This is a genomic window from Intrasporangium sp. (assembly GCF_040414665.1).
Lineage (GTDB): Bacteria > Actinomycetota > Actinomycetes > Actinomycetales > Dermatophilaceae > Intrasporangium.
In genome coordinates this window covers 14,909-31,721 of sequence record NZ_JBEDUL010000174.1, presented here as the reverse complement: position 1 = coordinate 31,721, position 16,813 = coordinate 14,909, and the positions used below count along the sequence as shown (strand labels likewise).

The 16,813-nt window shown below is 69.0% G+C and carries 14 protein-coding genes; 3 read left to right on the top strand and 11 right to left on the bottom strand.

The genetic code is table 11. From position 1 onward, the window contains the following. Positions 1–25 precede the first annotated feature (25 nt). Complete coding sequence (locus ABF401_RS19515; RefSeq protein ID WP_353511252.1) at positions 26–562, top strand: 2'-5' RNA ligase family protein; 537 nt, start codon at positions 26–28, stop codon at positions 560–562. A gap of 7 nt (positions 563–569) precedes the next feature. Further along, entirely contained in the window at positions 570–1,610 is a 1,041-nt protein-coding gene (locus ABF401_RS19510) for a YihY/virulence factor BrkB family protein (protein ID WP_353511251.1), read from the top strand. Positions 1,611–1,626: 16 nt separating this feature from the next. On the opposite strand, the gene ABF401_RS19505 is transcribed toward ABF401_RS19510, so the two are convergent. From ABF401_RS19505 to sdhC, 8 genes are all read right to left on the bottom strand, one after another. After that, complete coding sequence (locus ABF401_RS19505; protein WP_353511250.1) at positions 1,627–2,865, bottom strand: glycosyltransferase family 39 protein; 1,239 nt, start codon at positions 2,863–2,865, stop codon at positions 1,627–1,629. A gap of 47 nt (positions 2,866–2,912) precedes the next feature. Next, positions 2,913–4,304, bottom strand: a complete 1,392-nt coding sequence (locus tag ABF401_RS19500) for a D-alanyl-D-alanine carboxypeptidase family protein (protein WP_353511249.1) — start codon at positions 4,302–4,304, stop codon at positions 2,913–2,915. 138 nt (positions 4,305–4,442) lie between these two features. Next, entirely contained in the window at positions 4,443–5,186 is a 744-nt protein-coding gene (locus tag ABF401_RS19495) for a succinate dehydrogenase/fumarate reductase iron-sulfur subunit (protein ID WP_353511248.1), read from the bottom strand. Between the two features lie 5 nt (positions 5,187–5,191). Beyond that, positions 5,192–7,162, bottom strand: coding sequence for a fumarate reductase/succinate dehydrogenase flavoprotein subunit (locus tag ABF401_RS19490; protein ID WP_353511247.1), 1,971 nt, complete (start codon positions 7,160–7,162; stop codon positions 5,192–5,194). 3 nt (positions 7,163–7,165) lie between these two features. Further along, entirely contained in the window at positions 7,166–7,879 is a 714-nt protein-coding gene (locus tag ABF401_RS19485) for a succinate dehydrogenase cytochrome b subunit (protein WP_353511246.1), read from the bottom strand. Between the two features lie 166 nt (positions 7,880–8,045). Continuing rightward, entirely contained in the window at positions 8,046–8,801 is a 756-nt protein-coding gene (locus tag ABF401_RS19480; RefSeq protein ID WP_353511245.1) for a succinate dehydrogenase/fumarate reductase iron-sulfur subunit, read from the bottom strand. Next, positions 8,798–10,726, bottom strand: a complete 1,929-nt coding sequence (locus tag ABF401_RS19475) for a fumarate reductase/succinate dehydrogenase flavoprotein subunit (RefSeq protein WP_353511244.1) — start codon at positions 10,724–10,726, stop codon at positions 8,798–8,800. The genes ABF401_RS19480 and ABF401_RS19475 overlap by 4 nt, the downstream gene beginning before the upstream one ends. Then, a complete protein-coding gene (gene sdhC / locus ABF401_RS19470; protein ID WP_353511243.1) occupies positions 10,726–11,526 on the bottom strand; it encodes a succinate dehydrogenase subunit SdhC in 801 nt (266 codons plus the stop codon). The genes ABF401_RS19475 and sdhC overlap by 1 nt, the downstream gene beginning before the upstream one ends. Before the next feature lie 217 nt (positions 11,527–11,743). On the opposite strand from sdhC, the gene ABF401_RS19465 reads away from it, so the two are divergent. Beyond that, a complete protein-coding gene (locus tag ABF401_RS19465; RefSeq protein ID WP_353511242.1) occupies positions 11,744–12,910 on the top strand; it encodes a nucleotide sugar dehydrogenase in 1,167 nt (388 codons plus the stop codon). A gap of 28 nt (positions 12,911–12,938) precedes the next feature. Here ABF401_RS19465 and ABF401_RS19460 read toward each other — a convergent pair whose 3' ends face one another. The 3 genes from ABF401_RS19460 to ABF401_RS19450 form a co-directional block, all read right to left on the bottom strand. Beyond that, a complete protein-coding gene (locus ABF401_RS19460; RefSeq protein ID WP_353511241.1) occupies positions 12,939–14,036 on the bottom strand; it encodes a mannose-1-phosphate guanylyltransferase in 1,098 nt (365 codons plus the stop codon). 197 nt (positions 14,037–14,233) lie between these two features. Beyond that, the gene (locus ABF401_RS19455) at positions 14,234–15,835 is read right to left on the bottom strand and encodes an ABC transporter permease (protein WP_353511240.1); all 1,602 of its coding nucleotides are present in this window, start codon (positions 15,833–15,835) and stop codon (positions 14,234–14,236) included. Then, positions 15,832–16,782 (bottom strand): ABC transporter ATP-binding protein, encoded by a 951-nt coding sequence (locus tag ABF401_RS19450; RefSeq protein WP_353511239.1) that lies wholly within the window; start codon positions 16,780–16,782, stop codon positions 15,832–15,834. Before ABF401_RS19450 ends, ABF401_RS19455 begins: the two co-directional genes overlap by 4 nt. Positions 16,783–16,813: the final 31 nt, after the last annotated feature.

Genomic DNA, 16,813 nt, shown 5'->3' with positions numbered 1-16,813 from the left:
CACGGCGTTGGGTACGGTTCGTCATGTGACCGAACCAACGACGATCGGTGTCTCCATCCCGATCCCGTCTCCGCACGGCGAGTTCCTCCAGGAGCGGCGTGCGGCCTTCGGTGATCCGTCGGCGTGGGCCATCCCGGCCCACATCACGCTGGTGCCGCCGACGTTGGTCGAGGACGGGGTGTTCGAGGACTTCATCGCCCACTGCAAGCAGGTGGCCAGTGAGCGCGACAGCTTCGAGGTCGTCCTCCGTGGGACCGGCACCTTCCGGCCCATCTCCGACGTCGTCTACATCCAGGTTGCCCAAGGCGTCTCTGCCTGCGAGAGGCTCGAGACGGCCCTGCGATCGGGACCACTGCAGCGGCAGCTCGACTTCTACTACCACCCGCACGTGACGATCGCCCACAACGTTCCGGATGACGCCCTCGACCGGGCCTTCGACGAGCTCGCCGACTTCCACATCGCCTTCACCGTCGACGGCTTCCACCTCTATGAGCTGGGTGCTGACGAGGTATGGCGGCCCAAGCACGACTTCAGACTCGGAGCGGCCACGCAAGGAGAGTGACTCGGTCATGGCGTTCAAGGACCTCGTCGACCGTGCCACGGCCACACCCCCATACCGATCCTGGAGGAGGTACCTGGACGCCAACGGCAAGCTCCTCGCCGCGGGCGTCGGCTACTTTGCCTTCTTCTCGATCTTCCCGGCGCTCGCGCTCGCGTTCACGGCATTCGCCTTCTTCCTGCAGGGGCGGCCCGACATCCTCGAGACGATCGCCCAGTCGCTCAACCAGACCTTCCCCGGCATCGTGAAGACGGCGGACAACCCCGACGGGATCATCGGCATCTCCGCCCCAGAGATCTCCACCCTGACGATCACGGGGATCGTCTCGTTCATCACGCTCGTCTGGGCCGGCCTCGGCTGGGTCGGCGCCCTGCGCAGGGGTATCCGCGGCGTGTTCGGCCTTGACGCGGCGCCGGGCAACCCGGTGCTGGCGAAGGCACGGGACCTCGGCGTACTGCTCACGTTGGGGGTGGGAATCGCCCTGTCGGCCATTGTCACCAGCGGCGTCGGCGGCTGGGCAGAAAGCATCGCCGGCCGGATCGAGCTGCTACCGGGCGACCCTGTACTGCTCACCGCTACTGGGCTCCTTCTGGGTGTCCTCTTCGATGCTCTGCTCATGGTGATCCTCATCCGGGTCCTCTCCGGAGTCCCCCTTCCGTGGGTGAACGTCCGCACCGGGGCGATCGTGGGTGCCGTCATGCTCACCGCGCTGAAGTACTTCGGCGGCCTGCTGGTCGAGCGCGCCACGTCGAACCCGCTGCTGGGAACCGTCGCCGTGGCGGCCGGCCTTCTCGTCTGGCTCAACCTCATGGCGCGGGTGGTCCTCTTCTCCTCGTCGTGGGCGGCCGACAACCTGGACATGGCCCGCCTCGTTGGCGTCGACGTGGCCCCAGTCGCGACGTCCCCGCTCACCGTCATGCCGTATGCCGCTCACGTCGTCACCGAGGCACCGCCGAGTCGAGCGGGTGACCGGGTCTCCTTCGCAGCCGGAGCGGTGCTCGGCGCGCTGGGCGCGCTGACCATCGGCGCGCTGCGGGACAGGCGCCGGTGAGCTTCCGCCCGGAGACTCAGAAGATCCAGTACTCGGCAGGGGGGAGGGCCGCCAGGTTGATGAGCAACCACACGTCGACGAGCAGGAACGAGACGATCACGGCGTTGACCACCGCCCGCCCGATGCGGTCGCGTCCCGCCGCCGCCAGGACGATGGCCGCAACCGGCGCCGCCAGGAACAGCAACCGGGCCGCGATCCACGCGACTGCCAGCGCATACACGAGGTAGGCCAACGCGGTCATCGAAAGCACGCACACGAGCAGCAGGCGATCCGGGTTGGTGCGCCACCGGCCGATCCCGCCCCGCACCCCACGCCACGGCACATACGCTCGAACCAGCAGCGCCAGCACGCCAGCCGCCAGCACGATCGCCAGGACCTCCAGGGCTGGGGGAGCGTCGATGACGTTGCGGTAGTACTCGACCGGGACGAAGAGGTAGGACACGATCGAGCCGACCCAGGTCATGACGTCCTCAATGCTGGACAGCCGCATCGGTGGGAAGCCAACTCCAAGGCTGCCAATCCCCTGGTCCCCGGTGAGGTCGCCGTAGAGAACGAGGTTGCGAACGAACCACCACCCCGACGTCGCTGCGGCGGCAAGGGTGGTCGCCAGCATTTGGGCAGCTCGCACCCGGGTGGCAACGCCGCTCCGCAGCACCTGGGTGATCAGGATCGCCGGCAAGAGGGCCACGGCGACGACCTTGACCAGGATGGCCAGCCCGACCACCACGCCGAGGGCGAAGTGGCCCCGGAGGAGCGGCTCCCGGCTCTGGAAGAGATGGATCCCCAAGAGGACTCCGACCGTGGCGACGACCATGGCCAGGTAGTCGTTCTGGATCGTTGAGCCCATGGCGAGCATGAGGGGGTTGGCGGCGACAAGCATTGCGGCCGAGATCGAGGCCCTTCGGCCCGTGCCCAATACCCTCGCGGCGCGCATGGTCAGGAGGACCAGCAGCGGCACGAGGACGATCCAGGCCAGCCGGATGAGCCAGAACGCCGCTGTCCCGGTCCCGAGTCCGGACAGGTCAACCAGAAGTCCACTTGGGGCGTAGTAGCCCGGGCCCATCTGCGCCTCGTACTGCGTGCCCGTCTCGCCGAGCACCGGCATTCGGTGGTTGACCGCGTAGAAGAGGACGTTGGCCCAATGGGCCGGCTCGTCATAGGGCTGTCCTGGCGGTGTGGCCCAGGCGAACAGCAACGCGAGAGCCGTGCCCACTGACGCCGTAGCCAGGACCAGGGTCATCGTCGTCCGGCGCACAGTCGGACCCTAGCGAAGGCCTCGCGAGTCCGATGACCCGCCGAGGCTCAGCGCCTTCTGGAGCCCAGCCGTCGACGTGCGACGAGCACAACCGCCAGCCCGAGAACGGCCACGCCCAGCGCCGCAATGCCCCACGTCGCCACTACGGCGGCGATCTGTTGTCCCAGGTCAGCCTGCGGCTGTGGCTCGAGAGCTGCCGGAGCCGGCATCGCCGAGGGGGAGGGGACCGGCGTACCCGTCACACTCGCCGGTGCCGTCGGAGCAGCGCGCGGCGGGCCGGCCTCGCCCGGCTCGACGAGGCGCCCCACCGGCACGACCGCCGCAGCGTTCGCAAAGCCCCAGTCCAGTAGGGCCGCCGTGTCCTCCCAGTCGCCGGTCGTGCTACCCATCTGGCTGACGATCAGCGTCCTGCCATCCCGTGTGGCGGCGCCGATGAAGGTGTGTTGCGCCCGGTTGGTCCGCCCGGGCTTGATCCCGATCGCTCCGCGATAGTGCGGCAGCAGCTCGTTGATGTTCTGGATCTGGAAGGGCCGGTAGACCTTGCCGGTGGACGGGGCCCTCCCTCCCGGGAACATCGCGTTGCGCTTGAGGACGTAGGCGCGGAAGTCGGGCAGCTTCATCGCCGCCCGGCCGATGAGGGCCAGGTCATAGGCGCTGGAGCGCTGGCCGTCCTCATCGAGGCCGCTCGGGTCGACGGCGACGGTGTCGTGGGCACCGATACCGGCCGCCGCCTCGTTCATCAGGGCGGCGGTCTGCTCCGGTCCTCCGGCGGCATCGGCGAGCAGGTACGCCGCGTCGTTGGCGGATGACATCAACAGGGCATCGAACAGGCGACCGACGGGGTAGCCGTTCCCGGCCAGGATGCCGACCCGCGTCCCCGCCGCGGCTGCGTGCTCGGGCTTCGCGACCACGACCTGACGCGGGTCGAGCCGAGGGATCAGGGTCAGGGCGGTCAGGGTCTTGAGCGTGCTCGCCGGCCGGAGCCAGGCGTGCGGGGACTTCGCGGCGAGCACCTCGCCGCTGTCCATGTCGGCGACCACGTAGGCGACGTCCGGCACCGTGGGTGGGGCCGGCGTCCCGGGAGGCAGGTCGACAAGCACCCCGGTCGCGTCCAGAGCCGTGCCGCCGACCACGCTCTCGGGCGCCCAAGCCGGGTGGGCGAAGGGCGTGGGCGGCGCCTTCCGGCACACGGGCGTGGTCCTGGGCGTCGGCGTCGTCGTGGTCGTTCCGCTCGCCGATCGCCGCGGTCCCGGGACCGGCACCTGCGTGATCGTCTGCCACTCCTGGCAGCGGGGCGTTGCCGCAGCGGAGGCCGGCGTGCGAGCCACCGCGCCCGGGAGCCCGAGCGTGACGGAGGCGAGCATGGCCAGACAGGCGGCACCGACCCCGACTCGCGCGGCAGCCCGGGAACCACGCGGCACTGCGGTGGGTCGGATCATCGCCGACAGGCTAACCCGACTGACCCCGCCAGCTGCGGGACAGCACCCGCGTGATCACGCGAGCTCAGCGGCATACGGCCACGGGGCAAGGCCCGCCCCCTCGGAAGGGGACGGGCCCCGTCAACGGCGGTCAGGTCGTCACCGGCCGCTTGCGAAGGCGCGAAGCAGGTCCTGGTTGAGCTGGTTGATGACGTCCTGCGGGATCTCCTTCGGGCACGCCCGCGAGCACTCGCCAATGTTCGTGCAGCCGCCGAAGCCCTCGTTGTCGTGCTGGTTCACCATGGCGACGACCCGGGCGTCCCGCTCCGGCTGGCCCTGAGGCAGCTCGCCGAGGTGGGTGACCTTCGCGCCGAGGAAGAGCATGCCGGAGGCGTTGGGGCACGCCGCGACGCAGGCGCCGCAACCGATACAGGCGGCCGCCATGAACGAGCGGTCTGCGTTCGGCTTCGGCACGGGCACCGAGTGGGCCTCGGGGGCCGACCCCGTGTTGGCGCTGATGAAGCCGCCAGCCTGGATGATCCGGTCGAACGCCTCGCGGTCGACGACGAGGTCCTTGATGACCGGGAAGGCGTCGGCCCGCCACGGCTCGATGGTGATCTCGTCGCCGTCGTGGAACGAGCGCATGTGCAGCTGGCACGTCGTCGTCACCTCGGGGCCGTGCGCCTGGCCGGAGATCATCAGCCCGCACATCCCGCAGATGCCCTCACGGCAGTCGGAGTCGAAGGCGATCGGCTCCTCGCCGCGGGCGATGAGCTGCTCGTTGAGCACGTCGAGCATCTCGAGGAACGACATGTCGGGAGAGATGTCGGTGACCGGGTAGGTCACCATCTCGCCCCTGGCCTTGGGCCCGGGCTGCCGCCAGATCTTCAGGGTCAGGTTCATCCCGCTCACTTGTAGCTCCGCTGCTTCATCTCGACGAACTCATAGACCAGGTCTTCCTTGTGCAGGATCGGAGCGCCGCCGTTGTCGCCGCCCCACTCCCACGCCGCGACGTAGGCGAACTGCTCGTCGTGGCGCAGGGCTTCGCCGTCCTCGGTCTGGCTCTCGGCCCGGAAGTGGCCACCGCAGGACTCGCGGCGGTGGAGGGCGTCGACGCACATCAGCTCGCCGAGCTCGAGGAAGTCGGCCACGCGGCCCGCCTTCTCGAGGCTCTGGTTGAGGGTGTCGGCCGCGCCGAGGACGCGCACGTTGCGCCAGAACTCGTCCCGGAGCCCGCGGATGAGGTCGATCCCCTTGAGCAGGCCCTCCTCCGTGCGCTCCATCCCGCAGTACTCCCACATGATGTTGCCGAGCTCGCGGTGGAAGGAGTCGACCGAGCGGTCACCGTTGATCTCGAGCAGCCGGGCGACCCGGGCATCGACGGCTGCCCGCGCCTCGACGACCGCCGGGTCGTCCTCGTCGACCTTGGGGAACGGGCCCTTGGCGAGGTAGTCGCGGATCGTGTGCGGCAGGACGAAGTACCCGTCGCCCAAGCCCTGCATCAGGGCCGAGGCGCCGAGACGGTTCGCGCCGTGGTCGCTGAAGTTCGCCTCTCCGGCCACGAAGAGGCCGGGGATCGTCGACTCGAGGTCGTAGTCGACCCAGAGACCGCCCATGGTGTAGTGCACCGCGGGGTAGATGCGCATCGGCACCTCGTAGGGGTTCTCGCCCGTGATCCGCTGGTACATGTCGAGCAGGTTGCCGTACTTCTCTGCGACGGCCTCCTTGCTCATCCGCTTGAGGGCGTCGGTGAAGTCGAGGTAGACGCCGCGCCGGAAGTCGCCGACCTTGGGGCCGACGCCGCGGCCCTCGTCACAGACGTTCTTCGCGGCTCGCGAGGCGATGTCGCGGGGGACGAGGTTGCCGAAGGAGGGGTAGATCCGCTCGAGGTAGTAGTCGCGGTCCTCCTCGGGGATCTGGCGTGGGTCCTTCTCGCAGTCCTCGACCCGTTTGGGCACCCAGATCCGGCCGTCGTTGCGCAGCGACTCTGACATCAGGGTCAGCTTGCTCTGGTACTCGCCGGCGACGGGGATGCACGTCGGGTGGATCTGCGTGTAGCACGGGTTGGCGAAGTGGGCGCCCTTGCGGTGCGCCCGCCATGTCGCCGTGACGTTGGAGCCCATGGCGTTGGTCGACAGGAAGAAGACGTTGCCGTAGCCGCCGCTGGCCAGCACGACGGCGTCCGCGAGGTGGGTCTCGATGTCACCGGTCACGAGGTCGCGGGCGATGATGCCGCGGGCCCGCCCGTCGACGACGATGATCTCGAGCATCTCGTGGCGGCTGAACATCTCGACCGTGCCGGCCGCGACCTGCCGCTCCAGCGCCTGGTAGGCGCCCAGCAGGAGCTGCTGCCCGGTCTGGCCGCGGGCGTAGAACGTCCGAGACACCTGCACGCCACCGAAGGAGCGGTTGTCGAGCAGGCCGCCGTACTCGCGGGCGAAGGGCACACCCTGGGCGACGCACTGGTCGATGATGTTCGCGCTCACCTCGGCCAGGCGGTAGACGTTCGACTCACGCGAGCGGTAGTCGCCGCCCTTGACGGTGTCGTAGAAGAGGCGGTACGTCGAGTCGCCGTCGTTCTTGTAGTTCTTCGCGGCGTTGATGCCACCCTGGGCGGCGATCGAGTGCGCGCGACGGGGGGAGTCCTGGTAGCAGAAGGACTTGACGTGGTAGCCCGCCTCGCCGAGCGTCGCCGCGGCCGCCCCACCGGCGAGGCCGGTGCCGACGATGATGACCGACAGCTTGCGTCGGTTGGCGGGGTTGACGAGGCCGGACTCGAACTTGCGGGTGCTCCACTTGTCCGCGATGGGACCCCGGGGGGTCTTGGTGTCCCGGATCGGGTCGCCCTCGGTGTAGAGGCCGTGGATCAGTTCAGTCATCGATCAGTTCCCCTTGACGAATCCGAAGAGTATGGCGAGCGGCGGCAGGATGAAGCCCACGGCTGTCACGAGGGCGATGATCGTCGCCGTGGCCCGGGCGCGGCTGCGCGCCCTCGCCGTCGTCGAGAAGCCGAGGGTCTGGCTGGCGCTGAAGACGCCGTGCCAGAGGTGCAGTCCGAGCGCGATCATGGCGAGCACGTAGATGAGGGTGACCCACCACACCTGGAAGCTGCTGATGACGAGCAGGCCGACACTGTCGCCGGCCCTGTCGGGGCCGACATTGAACTTCACCCAGGTGAACTGGAGCAGGTGCCAGATGACGAAGAGGATGATCGCGACGCCACCCCACCGCATCATCTTCGACTTCGCCGCGGCCTTGGCGGCCTCCTTGGCGTAGTAACGCGTGGCCCGCGCCCCGTTGGCGCGGCTCCACAGGTGGAACGCGGCCCACAGGTGGGCGACCACCGCGAGGACGAGCAGCGCGCGCAGGACCCAGAGGAACCCGCCGAAGGGCAGGATCGGTGTGAACATCGTCCGCAGGGAGAGCGCATAGTCATCGAACGCCTTGACGCCGCTGAAGATGTGCAGGTTGCCGTACATGTGCAGGAGGACGTACAGGACGAAGAGCGCACCGGACGCGGCCATGACAACCTTCATGAACACGGTGGTGCGGCGCGCCGTTGCGGGTCCCGTCCTTGGGAGAGTGTTGGTGGCCACCTGCGCACCCTATCGCCGCGTTTCCGGCACCTGCCGACTACCCGCGGGTTACTCGACGAGTGTGACGATTTCCACTGACACGCACGATGCCGTATGCCGCTGTGCCTGGTTCGCGCGTCACCGCCGTCCCAGCCCTCCCGCCCGCAGGCGGCCTACGGGAGGTGGCTCACGTCTTGCGCAGGCCGATCTTGCGGCCCAGCCACACGAGCGGGTCGTAGCGGTCGCCAGCGACGCGTTCCTTCATCGGGATGATGGCGTTGTCGGTGATGGCTATGTGCTCAGGGCAGACCTGGGTGCAGCACTTCGTGATGTTGCACAACCCGATGCCCTGCTCGGTCCGCGCGAGCTGGACGCGGTCGGTGCGGGCGTCGAGCGGGTGCATGTCGAGCTCGGCGGCGCGGATGAAGAAGCGCGGCCCGGCGAAGGCGTCCTTGTTGTCCTCGTGGTCGCGCACGACGTGGCAGGTGTCCTGGCAGAGGAAGCACTCGATGCACTTGCGGAACTCCTGCGAGCGCTCGACGTCGACCTGCGCCATCCGGTACTCGCCGTGCGCCAGGCCGGGCGGCGGCTCGAACGACGGCATCTGGCGTGCCTTCTCGTAGTTGAAGGAGACGTCGGTGACGAGGTCGCGGATCACCGGGAAGGTGCGCATCGGGGTGACCGTGACCGTCTCGTCCTCGGCGAAGGTGGACATCCGGGTCATGCACATGAGGCGCGGCATGCCGTTGACCTCGGCGCTGCACGAGCCGCACTTGCCGGCCTTGCAGTTCCAGCGCACGGCGAGGTCCCCCGCCTGGGTGGCCTGGAGGCGGTGGATGATGTCGAGGACGACCTCGCCCTCGTTCACCTCAACGGTGTAGTCGACGAGCTCACCACCGTCGCCATTCCCGCGCCACACCCGAAACCTCGCGTCGTAGCTCACGTTCCACTCCCATCACTGGTGCCCGGCGCGGGCATGGCCGCGAGCTCGTCCGACGTGAGGTACTTGGCCAGCTCGTCCCGGGTGAACAGCGCCATGAGGTCGTCGCGCATCGGCTCCGTCGGCTGTTCCTTGACACTGATGCTGTCTGCGTCCAGCGAACAGACGAGCAGCCTGGATCGCCAGGCGGAGTCCATGCCCGGGTAGTCGTCACGGGTGTGCCCGCCGCGGCTCTCCTGTCGGAGCAGGGCGGCCCGGGCGATGCATTCGCTGACGGCGAGCATGTTGCGCAGGTCGAGGGCGAGGTGCCACCCGGGGTTGAACTGGCGGTGCCCCTCGACGGTGAGGTGCTGGGCGCGGGCCTTGAGCTCCTCGAGGGTGGCGAGCGCCTGCTCGATCTCTTCCTCCGTGCGGATGATGCCGACGAGGTCGTTCATCGTCTGCTGCATCTCCTGATGAAGGGTGTAGGGGTTCTCGCCGCCCTCCTCGGCGAAGGGAGCCAGCGCGGCCGCTGCTGCCGCGTCGATGGCGGCCGCCTCGGCCTGTGGACGGGCGGCTCCCAGGCCCTTGACGTAGACGGCCGCGCCGGTGCCGGCGCGGGCGCCGAAGACGAGCAGGTCGGAGAGCGAGTTGCCACCGAGCCGGTTCGAGCCGTGCATGCCGCCGGACACCTCGCCTGCGGCGAACAGCCCGGGCACGCGGGCTGCCGCGGCGGTGTCGGGGTCGACCTCGACACCGCCCATGACGTAGTGACAGGTCGGGCCGACCTCCATGGGTTCGGCCGTGATGTCGACGTCGGCCAGCTCCTTGAACTGGTGGTGCATCGACGGCAGCTTCTTGAGGATCTCGGCAGCGCTGCGGCGCGAGGCGATGTCGAGGTAGACCCCGCCGTGTGGTGTCCCTCGTCCCGCCTTGACCTCGGCGTTGATGGCCCGGGCCACCTCGTCACGGGGGAGCAGCTCTGGAGGGCGCTTGTTGTTGTCTGGATCGGTGTACCAGCGGTCGCCCTCCTCCTCGGTCTCGGCGTACTGCCCTCGGAAGACGTCAGGCACGTAGGCGAACATGAAGCGCTTGCCCTCGGAGTTCTGCAGGACGCCCCCGTCGCCCCGCACGGACTCCGTGACGAGGATGCCCTTGACCGAGGGCGGCCAGACCATGCCGGTCGGGTGGAACTGGACGAACTCCATGTTGACCAGGGTCGAGCCGGCCCGGAGGGCGAGGGCGTGCCCGTCGCCGGTGTACTCCCACGAGTTGGAGGTCACCTTGAACGACTTGCCGATCCCACCGGTGGCCAGCACGACGGCGGGCGCGTCGAACCGGAGGAAGCGACCTGACTCGCGCCAGTAGCCGAAGGCGCCCGCGATGGCACCGCCACCGCCCTGCGAGTCCATGAGCAGGTCGGTGATGGTGCACTCGGCGAAGACCTTGAGATGGCTCTCGGCATCACCCGTCTCACGCTCGTCCTGCTGCTGGAGCGAGACGATCTTCTGTTGCATCGTGCGGATCAGCTCGAGGCCGGTGCGGTCGCCGACATGTGCGAGGCGCGGGTACTCGTGGCCACCGAAGTTGCGCTGGCTGATCCGGCCGTCGGGCGTGCGGTCGAACAGGGCGCCGTAGGTCTCGAGCTCCCAGACCCGATCGGGCGCCTCCTTGGCGTGCAGCTCGGCCATCCGCCACGAGTTGAGGAACTTGCCACCACGCATCGTGTCCCGGAAGTGCACCTCCCAGCTGTCCCGGCTGTTGACGTTGCCCATGCTCGCCGCGATGCCGCCCTCGGCCATCACGGTGTGGGCCTTCCCGAAGAGGGACTTGCAGACGATGGCGGTCCGCATGCCGGCCTCCCGCGCTGCGATCGCCGCACGCAGACCGGCTCCGCCGGCCCCGATGATGAGCACGTCGTAGTCGTGGCGCTCGAGCTCTGCAGCCATCAGTTGACCAACCTCAGATCAGAAAGGGCCCCGGAGGCGACCAGGGCGATGTAGGCGTCGGTCACCATGAGGGTGCCGAGGGTGATCCACGCGAGCTCCATGTGCCTGGTGTTGAGCCGCGACACGATCGTCCAGGCGCGGTAGCGGACCGGGTGCTTCGAGAAGTGCGTGAGGCGACCACCGACGACGTGACGGCAGGAGTGGCAGGACAGGGTGTAGAGCCAGAGGAAGGCGACGTTGACCACGATGATCACGGTGCCGAGCCCGATCCCGAAGCCGCCGTCGACGCCCTTGAAGGCCCGCGTCGCGTCGTACGTGTTGATGGACGAGACGACCAGCGCCGAATAGAAGAAGAAGCGGTGGGAGTTCTGCAGGAACAGCGGGAAGCGGGTCTCACCGGTGTAGCTGCGGTGCGGCTCGGCCACGGCGCAGGCAGGCGGTGACAGCCAGAACGACCGGTAGTACGCCCTGCGGTAGTAGTAACAGGTGAGCCGGAACCCGAGCAGGAACGGCAGCACGAGCAACGCGTACGGCACGAGTGGCGGGAACTCGCCGAACCACGTCCCGAAGTGCCGGGCGCCGGGGGCGCAGGAGGCTGTGACGCAGGGCGAGTAGAACGGCGTCAGGTAGCCGTGCGCCTCGACGAAGTAGTTGCGCTGAGAGGCGGTCCGGACCAGGGCATAGAGCACCCAGATCGACAGGAGCGTGAACGTGACAGCGGGCTGGACCCACCAGCGGTCCGTCCGCAGGGTCGCCTGCGGGATCTGCGCTCGTCCGGGCGAACCGACTCCGCCAGGCACCGATCGACCTTGAGGTCCCAGATCGAGCCGTGTGTCACTCATCGTGCGAACCTCCACCGTCATTGGTCGGGCCGTGCCACACCCTAGCCGCAACATCGGCGGCAGAGGGGGATTCGCGTCGGCCGCGTTTGCCGAGGTTCGGTCGTCGCGACCCGGACACCCCGGTCATGACGTCGTGGCAGAGGCGGCACTCCCGGCCACTGTCTAAGGTGTCGGTGTGAAAATCGCAGTCGTCGGCCTCGGTTACGTGGGGTTGTCCAACGCCGTCATCCTCGCGCGGCACAACGAGGTCGTCGCCCTCGACCTCGATGCCCGCCGGGTCGAGTCGGTCAACCAGCGACGGTCCCCGGTCGTCGACGGAGAGCTGGAGGACTACCTCGCGTCGAAGCCGTTGGACCTGCGCGCGACGACGGATCCGGCCGACGCCTACGCCGGCGCGTCCTTCGTCGTCATCGCCACCCCCACCGACTACGACCCGAAGACGAACTACTTCGACACGTCGAGTGTCGAGTCGGTGATCACGGACGTTCGCAGCCACGCCCCTCAGGCCACGATCATCGTCAAGTCGACCGTTCCGGTCGGCTTCACCTCCCGCATGCGCGACCGGCACTCCCACGCCCGGGTGATCTTCTCGCCGGAGTTCCTCCGGGAGGGCAAGGCGCTGTGGGACAACCTCCACCCGAGCCGGATCATCGTCGGGGACACCTCGGCCGAGGCCAAGCAGTTCGCCGACCTGCTCGCAGAGGGGGCCGAGGCGACCGATGTGCCGGTGCTGCTCACGAACCCGACCGAGGCCGAGGCGACGAAGCTGTTCGCCAACACCTACCTCGCGATGCGCGTGGCCTACTTCAACGAGCTGGACACCTACGCGGCGACGCACGGTTTGGACGCCAAGTCGATCATCGAGGGTGTCAGCCTCGACCCACGCATCGGCTCGCACTACAACAACCCGTCGTTCGGCTACGGCGGGTACTGCCTGCCCAAGGACACCAAGCAGCTGCTTGCCAACTACGACCGGGTGCCGCAGACGCTGATCCGCTCGATCGTCGAGTCGAACACGACGCGGAAGGACTTCGTCGCCGCGGACATCCTGCGACGCGGTCCCCGGGTCGTCGGCATGTACCGCCTCGTGATGAAGGAGGGGTCGGACAACTTCCGCAGCTCGAGCATCCAGGGGATCATGAAGCGGATCAAGGCCACGGGTGTCGAGGTCATCGTCTATGAGCCGACCTTGCAGTCGGACCACTTCTACCACTCGCGGGTCGTCCGGGACCTCGACGCCTTCAAGGCGGAGGCCGATGTCATCGTGGCGAACCGGCACTCCCACGACCTGGCGGATGTCGTGGACAAGGTCTACACGCGAGACATCTACGGCCGCGACTGAGGACCCGTCAGGCGAGCCGACGGGCGTCTCAGGTGAGCTCTGTCAACCCGCGCCCCGTCAGCTCGTCGACGATCCGCTTGACATCCTGGGCCCGGTCCTTCGTCGTCACGAGCAGGGCGTCTGCGGTGTCGACGACGACGACGTCGTCGAGGCCGACGATGGCCACCGCCCGTCCGCTGTCGGCTGCGACGATGCCTGTCGAGTCGACCGCGATGACGTGGTCCGCACCCGTGATGACCTCGAGAGAGGGCGCCCCGCCGCCGCCGAGAATCGTTGCCAGTGAAGCGAAGTCGCCGATGTCGTCCCAGCCGATGGATGCCGGCACCACGGCGACCCGCCGGGCGGCGGCTGCCGGCTCGGCGACGGCGTGGTCGATGGCGATCCTGGGCAGCGTGGGCCACAGGTCCTGCATGCGGCGGGGGTCGCTCGCCATGATCCGGAGGTTGTCGACGAGGTCGGCGTGGTGCTCGGCAAGGAGCTCGAGCAGAGTCGTCGCCCCGACGACGAACATCCCTGCGTTCCAGCGATATTCGCCAGACTCCACGTAGCGGCGCGCCGCATCGACGTCCGGCTTCTCGACGAACTCGTCGACCCGGCGCGCGTGGGGCGCCCCCTCGATGTCCAGGGCATGACCCTGCCTGATGTAGCCGAACCCCGTGGCGGCGTGGGTTGGCTCGATACCGATGGTGACGAGCTCGCCTGCGCGGGCAGCTGCCGACGCCTCCGCGACGGCGGCGTGAAAGGCGGCAACATCCGTGATGACGTGGTCGGCGGCGAACGAGCCCAGGATCGCCTCGGGGTCACGCCGCTCGAGGATGGCAGCGGCCAGTCCGATGGCCGGCATCGAGTCCCGGGGTGACGGCTCCGCGATGACGTCGTCGCGGCGGAGCGCCGGCAGCTGGCTGCGCACGGCGTCCTCGTGGGCTGCTCCGGTGACGACGAGGAAGCGGTCCTCGACGAGAGGCACCAGCCGGTCCCACGTCATCCGCAGCAGGGACCGCCCCGACCCCGTCAGGTCGTGGAGGAACTTCGGCGAGGCCCGGCGTGAGAGCGGCCACAGCCGGGTACCCGACCCGCCCGCGGGGATGACCGCCCACAGCCCCTCGATCTGCGTTCCCTCAGACATGTGGCAGAACCTATCGACAAACCACCAATGCCGTATGCCGCTCGGCCGGCTTCCGCTCAGACAGACCTCCCGCACCCCCTCCTTTGCGTCGAGAGTGCACTTCGCGCCGGACCGCCCGGTCGAGGGTGCACTTCGCGCCGGCGCGCGGGCGACGCCAATCGCACACTCGACGAAGACGAGGACGAAGTAGGGGAGGGTCAGGTCGTCGGGAAGTCGCGCTGTCGGAGGGCGCCGGTCCCGACGAGCACGAGACCCGCGGCGATGGCGGTCAGCGTGATGAGGGGTGTCATGACGAGGGCGGCCGCGGGCAGGCCCGGGACATGGCCGAAAGGCGACAGGCTCTGCACCCAGTCGGGCAGGCCGAAGAGCGCCCCGAACTCCCCGAGCAGCAGGAATCCGATGAGGACGGCCCACACGAGCCCGGTGTGCCGTGGCAGGAGCCCGACGAAGACGAGGGCGATGCCCACGCAGACCCAGATGGCGGGGAGGGTCACGATGCTTGCGCCGACGAGGCGACCGATCGACCCTGCGGCGTCGCCGGTTCGCTGGCTGTCGGCCAGGCCGGCGGCGATGCCGACGAGCACCATGACGAGCGTCGTGGCGAGGACCCCGACGCCGACGTGGGAGAGGGCCCAGCGGGGGCGGGTAACGGAGGTGGCCAGGACCGGCTCGCCCCGGAGCGAGGTCTCCTCGGACCGGAGACGGGTCACGAGTGAGATGCCCATGGCCGCCACCGCCACCGACGCGATGTGCAGCTCCGCCGAGAAGAAGATGTCGACGATCGTGCCTGCTCCGCCGCCGAGCTTCTGCAGCATCTCCGCGGTCTGTGGTGAGTCCATGAGGGACTGGACGTTTCCGGCAATCGAGCCGACGACAGTGCCGAGGACGAGCGCCGTGACGACCCACCCGGTGATGGTCCCGCGCGCGAGGTACGCAGTCAGGACCTCGACGGTGCGCATCCGGCTCCGGCCGGGGCCGGGGCGGGGCGGGATGACACCGGCGCCGAGGTCGCGCCGCTCGAGCAGGCTGAAGGCCGTCGCGCAGAGCAGGCCAAAGGCTGCGATGCCCAGCAGCAGCGGCCAGAACTGGTTCGCGCCATAGGGCGAGACCTTCTCGCCCCAACCGATCGGCGAGAGCCACGTGAGGAAGGTGAGCGGGCTTCCCTCCGCGGCGGTGTCCCCGACGGCCCGCAGGAGGAACACGATGGCCAGGGCGCCGAGGGAGAAGGCGGCGGTGCCCCGTGCCGTCTCCGTCAGCTGCGCTGCGAACGCGGTGACGCCGACCCACGTCAGTCCCATCGTCAGCCACGCGACGCCCAAGGCGACGGACCCGGTCTGGTCGAGACCGACGGCGATGGCGGACACGGTGGTCAGCAGCGCGGTGACCAGGACCGCGAGCACGCCGAGCAGGATGGCGGCGGCCAGCGGCGCCCGACGCCCGACGACGCCGGCTCCGACCAGCTCGAGGCGCCCCTCCTCCTCCTCGGTCCGGGTGTGCCGGCGCACCACGATGTAGGCGAGCAGGCAGAGGAAGACCCCACCGAGAAGGATCGTCTTGAAGACCGAGAAGGAGTCGATCGTGGGGCTGGTCAGCGGGCCGTACATCGCCACGAGCGCGGGGTTGGTGAAGATGTCGCCCATGGCACCGAGCGCTGACTCAGTCGTCGGGTAGAGGTCGATCGTCGCCTGGGCCGAGCCTGCGACGAGGACGACGAGCGCGATGACGCTGACCGGGATGAGCACCCGGTCGCGGCGGGCCGCGAGGCGCAGGAGGGCGCCCGTGCCGGTGAAGCCGCTCATCGGGTCGTCGCCGCCTCAGGGGCCGACGGGTCCGCCTCGCTGCCGCCCAAGCTGCTTGGCGCGCCGCGGTACTGCGCCATGAAGAGCTGCTCAAGGGTCGGGGGAGCACTGGTCAGGCTCCTGATCCCGTGGCGACCGAGGAGCTCGAGCAGCTGGCCGAGGTGGGTCGACTCGACCGTGCACACGACGTGGTGGTCGGTGAGCACGACGTCGCCGAGCCCGGGAACGGTCGCCAGCTCCTCGGCGGTGAGGGGTTGCGCCAGCGTCGCGTCCACGGTGGTTCTGGCCAGGTGCCGCAGCTGCGTGAGCGAGCCGGACTCGACGTTGCGTCCGTCCCGGATGATGCTCACCCGGTCGCAGAGCGACTCGACCTCGCTGAGGATATGGCTCGACAGGAGGATCGTCACGCCCTCGTCGCGCCGCTCCCGGGCCGTGTCCTTGAAGACCGCCTCCATCAGCGGGTCGAGGCCTGCAGTCGGCTCGTCGAGGAGAAGCAGCTCGACGTCCGAGGCGAGCGCGGCGACGAGCGCGACCTTCTGCCGGTTGCCCTTCGAGTAGGACCGGCCCTTCTTCGTCGGGTCGAGGTCGAAGCGCTCGAGCAGCTCCGCCCGCCGCCTCTCGTTGAGGCCGCCGCGGAGGTTGCCGAGCAGGTCGATGACCTGGCCACCGGTGAGGTTCGGCCAGAGGGCGACGTCACCCGGGACGTAGGCGAGTCGCCGGTGGAGGGTTTCCACGTCCTGCCATGGGTTCTCACCGAGGAGGCTGGCGCTGCCGCCGTCCGAGCGGAGCAGCCCGAGCAGGATCCGGATCGTCGTGGACTTGCCGGCGCCATTGGGCCCGAGGAAGCCGTGGATCTCGCCCGTGGCCACCTCGAGGTCGAGCCCGTCGAGGGCCACCGTGGTGCCGAAACGCTTGTGGAGGTCAGTGACCTGAATGGCTGCGGTCATAACTGGCAGACTACACATCATTCAGCAATTG

Bases quoted from the DNA above. Each gene is read 5' to 3' on its own strand.
- ABF401_RS19475 (WP_353511244.1), bottom strand. From the start codon at position 10,726: ATGGCTGCAGAGCTCGAGCGCCACGACTACGACGTGCTCATCATCGGG.
- ABF401_RS19510 (WP_353511251.1), top strand. From the start codon at position 570: ATGGCGTTCAAGGACCTCGTCGACCGTGCCACGGCCACACCCCCATAC.
- ABF401_RS19490 (WP_353511247.1), bottom strand. From the start codon at position 7,162: ATGACTGAACTGATCCACGGCCTCTACACCGAGGGCGACCCGATCCGG.
- ABF401_RS19500 (WP_353511249.1), bottom strand. From the start codon at position 4,304: ATGATCCGACCCACCGCAGTGCCGCGTGGTTCCCGGGCTGCCGCGCGA.
- ABF401_RS19455 (WP_353511240.1), bottom strand. From the start codon at position 15,835: ATGAGCGGCTTCACCGGCACGGGCGCCCTCCTGCGCCTCGCGGCCCGC.
- ABF401_RS19450 (WP_353511239.1), bottom strand. From the start codon at position 16,782: ATGACCGCAGCCATTCAGGTCACTGACCTCCACAAGCGTTTCGGCACC.
- ABF401_RS19460 (WP_353511241.1), bottom strand. From the start codon at position 14,036: ATGTCTGAGGGAACGCAGATCGAGGGGCTGTGGGCGGTCATCCCCGCG.
- ABF401_RS19495 (WP_353511248.1), bottom strand. From the start codon at position 5,186: ATGAACCTGACCCTGAAGATCTGGCGGCAGCCCGGGCCCAAGGCCAGG.